At 67.6% G+C, this 10833-nt stretch carries 8 protein-coding genes and 2 pseudogenes; 7 read left to right on the plus strand and 3 right to left on the minus strand.

Features of this window, described 5'->3' with window-relative positions:
• The first annotated feature begins 76 nt into the window (after nucleotides 1-76).
• The 4 genes from ASF28_RS16675 (at nucleotide 77) to ASF28_RS21955 (ending at nucleotide 5963) form a co-directional block, all read left to right on the plus strand.
• Complete coding sequence (locus ASF28_RS16675; RefSeq protein ID WP_056095053.1) at nucleotides 77-1747, plus strand: methyl-accepting chemotaxis protein; 1671 nt, start codon at nucleotides 77-79, stop codon at nucleotides 1745-1747.
• Between the two features lie 49 nt (nucleotides 1748-1796).
• Complete coding sequence (locus ASF28_RS16680; RefSeq protein ID WP_244475056.1) at nucleotides 1797-2912, plus strand: hypothetical protein; 1116 nt, start codon at nucleotides 1797-1799, stop codon at nucleotides 2910-2912.
• A complete protein-coding gene (gene hslU, locus ASF28_RS16685) occupies nucleotides 2912-4225 on the plus strand; it encodes an ATP-dependent protease ATPase subunit HslU (protein WP_056095056.1) in 1314 nt (437 codons plus the stop codon). Before ASF28_RS16680 ends, hslU begins: the two co-directional genes overlap by 1 nt.
• A gap of 439 nt (nucleotides 4226-4664) precedes the next feature.
• Complete coding sequence (locus tag ASF28_RS21955; protein WP_274533134.1) at nucleotides 4665-5963, plus strand: dienelactone hydrolase family protein; 1299 nt, start codon at nucleotides 4665-4667, stop codon at nucleotides 5961-5963.
• Here ASF28_RS21955 and ASF28_RS16690 read toward each other — a convergent pair.
• The 3 genes from ASF28_RS16690 to ASF28_RS16700 all read right to left on the minus strand — a co-directional run bounded on the left by ASF28_RS16690 (nucleotide 5926) and on the right by ASF28_RS16700 (nucleotide 9121).
• A complete protein-coding gene (locus tag ASF28_RS16690) occupies nucleotides 5926-6999 on the minus strand; it encodes an MBL fold metallo-hydrolase (RefSeq protein WP_056095175.1) in 1074 nt (357 codons plus the stop codon). The genes ASF28_RS21955 and ASF28_RS16690 overlap by 38 nt on opposite strands.
• Nucleotides 7000-7057: 58 nt before the next feature.
• Nucleotides 7058-8149, minus strand: a complete 1092-nt coding sequence (locus ASF28_RS16695) for an aromatic ring-hydroxylating oxygenase subunit alpha (protein WP_056095059.1) — start codon at nucleotides 8147-8149, stop codon at nucleotides 7058-7060.
• Between the two features lie 372 nt (nucleotides 8150-8521).
• Nucleotides 8522-9121: a hypothetical protein gene (locus ASF28_RS16700; RefSeq protein WP_082476614.1), complete on the minus strand. Its 600-nt coding sequence runs from the start codon at nucleotides 9119-9121 to the stop codon at nucleotides 8522-8524.
• Between the two features lie 149 nt (nucleotides 9122-9270).
• On the opposite strand from ASF28_RS16700, the gene pgeF reads away from it, so the two are divergent.
• The 3 genes and pseudogenes from pgeF to ASF28_RS23435 form a co-directional block, all read left to right on the plus strand.
• On the plus strand, nucleotides 9271-10032 hold the full coding sequence (pgeF, locus tag ASF28_RS16705) for a peptidoglycan editing factor PgeF (RefSeq protein ID WP_056095061.1): 762 nt from the start codon (nucleotides 9271-9273) through the stop codon (nucleotides 10030-10032).
• Nucleotides 10033-10307: 275 nt separating this feature from the next.
• Nucleotides 10308-10545 (plus strand): annotated as a pseudogene (locus ASF28_RS23430) (porin family protein); the annotation flags it as partial.
• 1 nt (nucleotide 10546) lies between these two features.
• Nucleotides 10547-10833: pseudogene (locus ASF28_RS23435) on the plus strand (porin family protein); the annotation flags it as partial.

Raw genomic sequence — 10833 nt, forward strand, 5'->3', positions numbered from 1 at the left:
TCGGCCGTTGATTAACGATCCTTTGCAGGATTGCCCCTAAGACAAGGCGAAAAGGTGCCTGGGGGAATCGATCATCATGCGGATCAGGGCGAAAATTCTGGCCTTCGTCATCGCCTGCAGCGCGATGACGCTTCTCGTGGCGGGGGTTGGGGTCTTCACCCTGCGAGCGTTCGACGTGGCCATCGAGCAGGGGCGCCTCGCAACCCAGCGCGCCCTCGATGCCGCCCGGCTCAACCGCCACGTCACCACCATCGCCCTCGAGTCCCGCGGCATCTACGCCGCCAAGGACACCGCCGATGCCGTGAAGTACGCGGCACGTCTGCGCCAGAACCTGGCGGACATGAATGCGGTTTTGGCGGCCTGGCCGGCCCGGATCACGCCGGCCGAGGAGGCTTTGTTCGCCAAGGTCGCCGAGGGTGCGGCCGTCTTTACGCCCCTCCGGCTCGAGACCGCGCGTCTCGGCACCGAGGTCTCGCCGAAGGCCGCCGCCGAACAGGGCTTCACCGAAGCGAACCGAGCCAACCGACAGGCCTACCAGGATAGTATCGATGTCCTGGTGGCCGACGGCCTGTCCCGCCTCACCGCCATCGAGCGCGCCACCGACGACCTTTATGATCAGCGGATCGTGCTTCTCGTCGCCCTCGCGATCGGAGGCCCTCTCGCCTGCCTGCTCATCGGTGCCGTCATCGGCAACAGCCAGATCGCCCGTCCCCTCGTGGGCGTCGCGACGGCCATCCGGGATTTGTCCGAGGGCAACCATCATCTTCCCGCCATGGCGGCGCGCCGTGACGAGATCGGCGACATCCAGCGCAGCATGCAGGTCTTCGCGGCCGCCATGCGGGAAGCCGAGGCCCTGCGGACCGATCAGGATCGGGCGGCCTCCGATGCCAGCACCCGGCGCCGGACGGAGCGGGTCGACCTCGCCGACCGGTTCCAGGGCAGCGTCGGCGGCCTCGTTGGGACCCTGTCGGGGGCGGCCTCCGCCATGGAGGACACCGCCCGCACCATGGCGCGCAGCGCCGAGCGCGCCGATGCCCAGTCGAACGCCGTGATGGCGGCGGCCAATACCACCGCCCTCAACGTCCAGGCTGTTGCGGCCGCCACCGAGGAGCTCGCCGCCACCGCCGACGCCATCGGCCAGCAAGTCGCCCAGACCTCCTCGGCCGCCGCCGGCGCCGTCGAGAGCGCCCGGCGCACCCATGCGCGGGTCGAGATCCTCGCCACCAGCGCCGCCCGCATCGGCGACGTTGTCGCCCTCATCTCCAACATCGCCGGCCAGACCAACCTCCTGGCGCTCAACGCGACCATCGAGGCGGCCCGGGCCGGCGAGGCCGGACGCGGATTCGCCGTAGTGGCGGCGGAAGTGAAGGAACTCGCGTCCCAGACCGCCCAGGCGACGCAGGAGATCACCAGCCAGATCGCCACGATCCAGGCGGCGACCCGGGAGACCGTGGAGGGCATCACCGAGATCGGCACCACCATCGGCGGGGTGCACAGCATTGCCGAGGGGGTCGCCGCCGCCGTGCAGGAGCAGCGGATCGCCACCCAGGCCATCGCCCGCAGCATTTCCGACGCCGCCCTCGGCACCCAGGACGTGACCCAGACCATGGCGCAGGTGCGTGAATCGGCAGCCGAGGTCGGCATCGGCGCCGCGCGGGTCCTCGACGCCGCGGCCGAACTCTCGCGCCGGACCACCACGCTGGACGACGAGGTCACCGGCTTCGTCGGCACCATCCGGGCGGCTTGAACCCGCTGCCACCCTGGTAAGGCGGGGCGCGCGCGCTTAAGTCGGCAGCGTGCAACACACCCCGCTCGCCCCAACCGTCGCCCCCACGGGCGACGGTCCATCCGCCGGCCACGCGGCGCTCCTGCGGAGTGCCGTGGCGCGCGGCATCATCACGGACGATCAGGCTCTGGCCCTCGACCGCTTGGCGCGGGAGGACGGCAGCGTCCCGGACGAGCCGCGCGACGACGAGCGCCTGCGCTTCATCACCGGATTCGCCGACATCTTCGTCACCATCGGTCTCGTGCTGTTCCTCGGGGCCGCCACGTATTTCGGCCTCGACCACCTCGGCATCGCGGCCGGCCACGCGGTCGTGGCCGTCCTCGCCTGGGGGCTCGCCGAGTTCTTCACGCGGGCGCGGCGCATGGCGCTGCCGAGCATCGTCCTGCTGCTGGCCTTCGCCCATGCGGGCTTCTCCGCCCTGGCGGCGATCCTGCTCGGCCCCACGCGTCACGGCAGCGCGACCGTGTTCGACACCCTCGACGTTTCGCCCGGCGCCGCGCTTCCGATGGCTGGCGCCGCCCTCGGCACCGTCCTCCTCGTCGCCGCTCATTACCGGCGCTTCGCCGTGCCCATCACCGTCGCGGCGGGGGCGGCGTCCACCGCCGGCCTCGCCCTCGCGCTGATCCTGGCCGTGGCCCCCGGCTTTGCCGAGCGGTTCCTCGCCGGGCTCCTTTTCCTAGCCGGCCTCGCGGTCTTCGCGTTGGCCATGCGCTTCGACCTCGCCGACCCGAAGCGGCTGACGCGGCGGACGGACATCGCCTTCTGGCTCCATCTCCTCGCCGCACCCCTGATGGTGCACCCGATCCTCAGCACCCTGTCGGCCAGCGGCGACGGCGAGCGCGGGGCGATGCTCGCGGTGCTGGCCATCGTCCTGGTGCTGGCCTTCGTCGCCCTCGCCATCGACCGGCGGGCGCTCCTCGTGTCCGGCCTCGTCTATGCCGGCATCGCCTTCGGTGCCCTGATCCGCGATGCGGGCTTCACCGGTGCCACGGTGCCGGCGAGCCTCCTGGCGCTGGGCACGTTCATCCTCGCCCTCAGCGCCGGCTGGCATCCCCTGCGCGGCCGCGTGTTGCGCACCCTCCCCCGCCCCTGGGCAGCCCGGCTGCCACACCCGATCGGAGCGTGATGACCACCTTCTCCCCCCGCGAGATCGTCTCGGAACTCGACCGCTTCATCGTCGGCCAGCACGATGCGAAGCGCGCCGTCGCCATTGCGCTGCGCAACCGCTGGCGGCGGCAGCAACTGACCGGCCCCCTCCGCGAAGAGGTCGCGCCGAAGAACATCCTGATGATCGGCCCGACGGGATGCGGCAAGACCGAGATCGCCCGCCGCCTCGCCCGACTCGCGGGCGCGCCGTTTCTGAAGATCGAGGCGACGAAATTCACGGAGGTCGGCTATGTCGGCCGCGACGTCGAGCAGATCGTGCGCGACCTCGTGGAGGTCGGCATCGGCCTCAAGCGCGAAGAGAAGCGCCGGTCCGTTCAGGCCAAGGCCGAGGCGGCGGCGGAAAGCCGCATCCTCGACGCCCTGGTCGGTCCGACCTCCGGTCAGGCCACCCGCGACAGCTTCCGCAAGAAGCTGCGGGCGAGCGAACTCGACGACAAGGAGGTCGAGATCGAACTGAGCGCGGCTGCGCCCGGCGGCCTGCCCATGTTCGAGATCCCCGGCATGCCCGGCGCCTCCATGGGCGCCGTCAATCTCGGCGACATGCTCGGCAAGGCGCTCGGCAATCAGAAGGGCAAGCCGCGCCGGATGACGGTGAAGGAGGCTTATGCCCCCCTGCTGGCGGAGGAATCCGACAAGCTGGTCGACACCGAATCCTTGACCCAGGAAGCCATCCGCGAGGTCGAGGACAACGGCATCATCTTCCTCGACGAGATCGACAAGATCTGCGCGAAGGAAGGCCGCTCCTCCGCCGACGTCTCCCGCGAGGGCGTGCAGCGCGACCTGCTGCCCCTCATCGAGGGGACGACGGTGGCGACGAAGCACGGGCCGGTGAAGACCGACCACATCTTGTTCATCGCCAGCGGCGCCTTCCACGTCTCGAAGCCGTCCGACCTCCTGCCCGAGTTGCAGGGTCGCCTCCCGATCCGGGTCGAGTTGCAGCCGTTGACCGTCGAGGATTTCAAGCAGATCCTCACCACCACGGAAGCGAGCCTGCTGAAGCAGACCGTGGCGCTCATGCTGACAGAGGGCGTAACGCTGGAATTCAGCGATGACGCCGTCGATGCCTTGGCGAAGGTCGCCGTCGACGTGAACAACTCCGTCGAGAACATCGGTGCCCGCCGGCTCCAGACGGTGCTGGAACGGGTCATCGACGAAATTTCGTTTACCGCCACCGACCGGTCCGGCGAGACCGTGCCCATCGACGCTGCCTATGTCCGCGCGCGGGTGGAGAGTCTGGCGGCCAACGCGGACCTGAGCCGATTCATCCTCTAACCCTTCTCTGTCCTCATGGTGGCCGGTTCGACGCGGAAATGTCGGTACCAACAAAAATAGAGCGTTTCCGTAGTCAGTAGATCATGGACAACGCTTCGAGAGGCAGCGGAATGGGGTGAGGGTCATCTGATAAAGCCGTAGAGTCTCAGGCTATGATCGGTATTATCTGATTCAAAATATTACGGTAATTGTACTGCGGGGTTGCGAGATTCGCCCCCTCGGCACTATGAATGTCCCGGACGTCCGACCTTTGTCGGCCAATGGGGGTCTCGTCGTGTTGTGGATATTCCCAGTCTTTCTAATATTGCTCGGGTGTACGCTCGGGTGGACAGCAGCCGCCAAAGTCGAAGTGGATTCTAATGGTCCGAGTGCACCACTTGATCGGCAGGTTCTCAAGCTCCGTGGCGACCCTGCCCGGCCCGTCATCCTACAGGTGAAGATGGTCATGCCTGATGGAGTAGGTCCTTTTCCACTGGTAATTTTCAATCACGGCTCAGACGGAATTCCGGAAATACAATCGTTATACAACCACGATCAACACGCCGGAATTTACTACTTCTTATCGCGAGGGTATGCCGTCGCTTCACCGATGCTTCGAGGCTACGGAGGATCGGGCGGTCAGCAGAGCAGCCACTACGGTTGTCGCCTCGACGCCACGGCGCGTGACAATGCCAAGGATATTCTGGCGGTCGTCGATCAATTGCCGAAGGTCCCCAGAATCGACACTCGCCGTATTATCGTGGCGGGCGCCAGCTACGGGGGATGGAACGCCTTGGCTGTCGGTGGCATGCGGGATTCGCGGGTCAAGGCTGTGGTCAATTTCTACGGGGGCGTTCGTACCTCCATGTGCGAGGACGGTGATGCAGCCCTCAATCGCGGAGCGCGCATCTTCGGCAAGACTAGCCGGGTGCCGTCCCTGTGGCTTTACGGAGAGAACGACAGTCTTTTTCCCAGACCGCTATGGGAGGCCATGCATCGAGCCTATATCATCGGGGGTGGATTGGCCGAAATCCCTCTGCTCGGAACGTTTCAGAAGGATGCGCATGGTTTCCTTGGTGCTTCCTCCAGCTTGGATCTCTTCGCCGCCAAATTGGATGCTTTTCTCTCGCGAACCGGATTTTCGACTGAGACCGTCTATCCTGAGTATATTCCCCAATTACCACCGCCCCCTTCCCACTACGCGGCCATCGAAGATGTCGATGCGGTGCCTTTCCTGAATTCCGAGCAGCGGGAGGGATATCGCAAGTTTCTCAAGGCACCGCAGCCGCGGGCCTTCTTCATCGTAAGAACGAGCGGAACTTTGGCAACGGACAGCGGATACGATCCGCTGGGGCGCGGTTACGCGCTTTGCAAGCAGAAAAAGCTGGCGTGCCGATTGTACGCAGTCAACGACGATGTCGTCTGGACCTATCCAAAGCCGCCTCCTCCGGCGACCCGGTTCGCGGCTTTCGAGGATGCGACTGCGATCCCCTATCTCGATGCCAAGGGTCGCGACGCCTACGACGCATACCGTCGAATGCCGCGTCCCAAGGCCTTCGTGATCGCCCCGAACGGTGTGTGGCGATACGCGTCCGGCGACATGGATGCCGTGGCGGCCGCCATGACGAGTTGCGCGACGGCGCATCCGGCCTGCAAACCATACGCGGTGGATGGACACGTCGTTTGGCCGGGAACATCCGCGACGATCCCCAAGGATCGTTTCATCCCTCCCACACCTGCCCGGGCCGCAACGCCGTGAACCGCTCGGGTGGAATGCTGTTATCGGCGCAGGCCGCGGCCAGGGCCTCTACCGGCTGCTCGATGCCCTCGTCGGTCAGCTGGAACGTGCCCCAATGGTGCCCGAGCATCTGATCGGCGCCGAGGAGCAGCCCGGCCGCCACGGCCTCGGCGGGGTCCATGTGCTGATCCCTCATGAACCAGCGCGGCTCGTAGGCGCCAATGGGCAGGGTGGCGAGGCGTGGCGGCCCGAACCGTGTCCTGGCGTCGCGAAAGATCCCGCCGCCGCGAAAGGCGGTGTCTCCGGAGTGGTAGTGGACGCCCACGGGGGTGGTCAGCACGAACGAGCACCACAGGGCCATGCGCTTGTCGTTCACGCCCCGGGCCGACCAGTGGTTGGCCGGCGTGAGATGCACCGTGACGCCGCCGCCGAGGTCGACGGATTCGCCCCAGTCGCGGGTCTCCACATGCATGGTGTCGTCGTAGGCGCGCAGGATCGCGTCGTTGCCGAGCGGCGCCAGGATCAGCGGCTGGTGCTCCTGCCACAGGCGCGCGACGGTGGGGCCGTCGAGGTGGTCGTAGTGGTTGTGCGTGATCAGCACCACGTCGATGGGAGGCAGGTCGGCGTAGGCGATGCCCGGCGGGTTCACGCGCTTGGGGCCGGCGAAGCGCACCGGACTGGCGCGGCGGGCGTAGACCGGATCGACCAGGATGTTGCGCCCGGCGACCTGGAACAGGTAGCTCGCGTGGCCGATGAGGGTGACGCGCAGGCCGGAAGACCGCTCCGGCGGCCGGTCCTGGAACGGGCTCGGACGGTGCTTCGGCCAGAGCGCGCGCACGGGTGCGTCGACACCGCGGCGCTTGCGCCAGCGGGCGATGTCCGAGAGCGTCTTGTCGGCGGGCTGGTCCGGTCCGTGAAAGCGCAGGCCGTCGAAATGATCGCTCTTCGGCCCCCGGTAGTACGGGTTGCGCCCGCGCTTGTGCGCGGCATAGCCGACGCCGCCGAGGGTCATCACCGTGGCGGCGCTGAGGGCCGTGATCAGGCTGTTGCGTTTCATGCACCGGAGATGGCCGCGGCCGGCGCGCAATCAAGCGGCCACGCTTCGACGCCGCGGCTCACGAGCGCCAGCGCAGTTCCTGGGGAGCGAGGGGATTGCGGAACGGCCGTCCGTCCCGCGCGGCGGCGAGCGCCTCGCGCTTGAGGCGAAAGTACCATTGCGACGGCAGGTCGCCCTGGCCGAACAGCACCATGGTGGGCTTGCGGTCGAGGCCCGCTTGCGCGTGCTGCAGCACCTGCTGGTCCTGGGTCAGGAACTGGCGCATGAGCACCCGGGCCACGGGCTTCAGCGGGTTCAGCACCGGCATGTTCCAGTAGAGCGCGTTGGTCAGCAGGGTACGGTCATGGCTGAGCGGGGTCGCGAAGGTGTAGTTCGCCACGCGCTTGGACCCTGCCACGATCCGTTCCAGGCGCACGCCGGGCAAGCGGAATTCGATCTCCACCGCCGGCGCACCGCCGAGCAACCGGTAGACCGGCGAACTCGTGGTGGTGGCGTGGCTCGTCATGGTGAAGCCGTGCGGCGTCGGCGTGAAGGTCTTCACCTTCTCGCGCAGTTCCTTCGAGGGGCGGAACCACCACGAATCGTGGACGAAGGCGACGTGGCCGGGATCGACGAGGCTGAGCGTCGTGAGGTCGAACGAGGCTTCGACCACGAGCTCGATGACGACGGAGCCGGCGGCCTCGAAGCCGAGTTCGGGCAGGGCCGGTACGTCGGAGCCCGTCGGCGGGCCGAGAGAGGGGTTGACCCAGGCAAAGCCCGCGCTCTCGCGGATCGGAAAGCGCTGCACCTGGATCTTCGAGAAATCGGCGGCGTCGGACGCTGACAGAGTCGGGACGTCGCGGCAGCGTCCGTCGGTGCCGAAGCGCCAGCCATGGAACGGACAGGTCAGGACGGTGCCGTCGAAGCGCCCCTTCGACAGGGCCATGCCGCGATGGGGGCAGCGGTCGCGGAGCGCGAACGGCGCGCCCGACGCTTCGCGCCCGAGAACCATCTGCTCGCCATTGAGTTCGACGGCCCGCAGGACGCCGGCCTTGAGGGACCCGGAGCGGCCGACGCAGTACCACGCATCGCCGAGTGGCTGGCGCATGGCGTCGGGATCGAGGGCGGCCTCGTCGGGGGACGGCCCCCGCACGGACGGACTGGCGGACATGGACGGTTCCGGTCACGCCCCTGCGGGCGGGTGCCGCTGTCTTAGACCCGGCGTCCCGTCCTTGGCCAGGGCAGGCGGGGGCCAGGGCAGGCGGGCCTCAGGCAGGGGAGCGGCGGAAGGGCGCAACCGAGGGCCTTCCCAAATGCCGAGGCGCCACCTACTTTCGTGACAGTCGCAACGAACGAAAGGAGGTGATCCAGTGTCTCATTGTCATCAGCCGCTCTCCCCGGCCACCCTGACCTGGACCGTCGCCTCCGGCGCTACCGTTTAAGCGCTCGGCGGGAAGATCAAGGGAACGGCCGGACCCCAGCGGTTCGGCAATGGAAGGCCCGCCCCTCGAGGGGCGGGCCTTCGGCCTTTTAGGGAGCCGCTTCAGCGGCGTTGGAACAGGGGTTGTGCCAGGGTCTCGGCCCGGGCCATCCAGAGATCGCGCTCGGACCGCATCTGGGCGAGCTGCTCGGATTCGGCCTCCATCTTGGCCCGCAGGTCGCGGATTTCGCGGGCGACGGTGCCGGTCAAAGCCTTGAGCTGGTCGCGCTCGGCACAGACGTCGTCGAGGACTCGCATCTCCGATTCGAGGTGGCCGCGCAGGCCGCGCAGTTCGTCCGCCAGGATGGCCTGGAGGCTGTCGTAGCGGTCGGTCTCGACCCGCAGCTTGGCCTTCAGCATCAGATTTTCGGCCATGAGATCCGACAGGTCTCCTTCGGCGTCGATCATGGGCGACGGCGTCGGAGCGCCCAAGGGTGCGACCACACGCGGCGTCCAAGCCGGCGTTTCGCCATGGGTCTCGGCGGGCGGCATCTCCGCCCGGGACTCCGGCAGATCGTAGGATGTGTCCGAGCGGGCTGCGGAGTCCTGTGCCGCATGCGCGGCCGTCGCCGCCTTCATCGCAGCGAGCCAGTCCCGCAGCGGACCCGGCTGAGGGCGGCCGGGCTGATCGTTGGGCGGGTACTGGCGGGCGGGTTCCGACATCGGACAGGTCCTCGGCTTTCGCGAGTATCCGACCAAAATATGCTTAAGGAAGTATGAAACTCCACAGCGAGACCGTTACCCGACGGACGGGGTGACGGTCGTCGGGCCGATGCCTTATCGATGCAGTCCCGTCGCCGGATTCCCCGATCATGTTTCTCGAAGCAACCGAACTTTCGGCCCTGCCCGGCCTGCGCCACGCCTTCTTCACACGGGAGGGCGGAGTGTCCGAGGGCCTCTACGCGTCCCTCAACGGCGGACTCGGTTCGGCCGACATGCCGGCGCGGGTCGCGGAAAACCGTGACCGGATGTGCGCCGAACTCGGCGTGGAGAGTCTCGTCAGCCTGTATCAGGTCCATTCCGCGAAAGCCGTGGTGGTCGAGGCGCCCTTTCCCCCCGACGCACGCCCCCAGGCCGACGCCATGGTGACGCGGGTGCGGGGCCTCGCCCTCGGCATCGCCACGGCCGATTGCGGCCCGATCCTGTTCGCCGATGCGGAACACGGCGTCATCGGCGCCGCCCACGCCGGCTGGAAGGGCGCCCTGACGGGCGTGATCGACACGACCGTCGAGGCCATGGAGGGGCTCGGCGCACGGCGCTCGGCCATCGTGGCGGTGCTCGGGCCGACGATCTCGCAGGGTGCCTACGAGGTCGGTCCCGACTTCATCGCGCGGTTCCTCTCGGAAGCGCCCGGCTGCGAAGGGTTTCTCGAGGCGGGTGCACGGCCCGGCCATGCCCAGTTCGACCTGCCGGGTTTCATCGCCGCCCGCCTCGCCCAAGCCGGCGTCACCCGCGCCCATAACCTGGGAGCCTGCACCTATGCCGACCCGGATCGGTTCTACAGCTACCGCCGCGCGACCCATCGACACGAGGCCGATTACGGTCGTCTGATCTCGGCCATCGCGCTGGCGTGATGGCGTCGGTCGTAGGCGCATCCGCATCCCGCGACATTCCGCCCAGTAAAAAATCGGAACAAAATTCCCATTCGGTTGAACCTTGGCCGTGGGGGCGCGTTGCCGTTTCGAGTTGCTCAAGGAGTGAGGCACGGACTGCCACAAAGGGGCCGCCTTCCCGGCCAGCGGCGTGTTCGTAAAGCCACAGCTTCTTTGGGGCGACTAGCCTAAAGACGGGGAACTGCACCGGATGCCTCCAAAAGGAGCGGCGGGGCGCAATGGTAGAGGACCAGACTATGAAATCCATTCTTCGGAGCGCAACTGCGCTGGCCGGCATCGTGATCGCCGGTTCTGCTTTCGCCGCCGACCTTCCGCGTCGCGCCGCCCCGCCGGTGTTCGTGCCGGTCCCCGTGTTCACCTGGACGGGCTTCTACGCCGGTTTCAACGCCGGTTACGGCTTCGACGCCTCCAGCAACAACGCGCCCACCGTCATCGGCGTCAACGGCGCCAGCACCCTGGTCCGTCCGGGCACCANCGCCGCCCCGCCGGTGTTCGTGCCGGTCCCCGTGTTCACCTGGACGGGCTTCTACGCCGGTTTCAACGCCGGTTACGGCTTCGACGCCTCCAGCAACAGCGCCCCGACCGTCATCGGCGTCAACGGCGCCAGCACGCTCGTTCTGCCGGGCACCAGCCAGGCGATCGCCTTCAGCAACGGCAAGAGCAACGACGGCTTCGTCGGCGGTGGTCAGATCGGCTACAACTACCAGTTCACCCCGGGCTCCGGCTTCGTCGTCGGCGTCGAGGCCGATGCCCAGTACGTCG

This window comes from Methylobacterium sp. Leaf99, from assembly GCF_001422375.1.
In the GTDB taxonomy this organism is placed as follows: domain Bacteria; phylum Pseudomonadota; class Alphaproteobacteria; order Rhizobiales; family Beijerinckiaceae; genus Methylobacterium.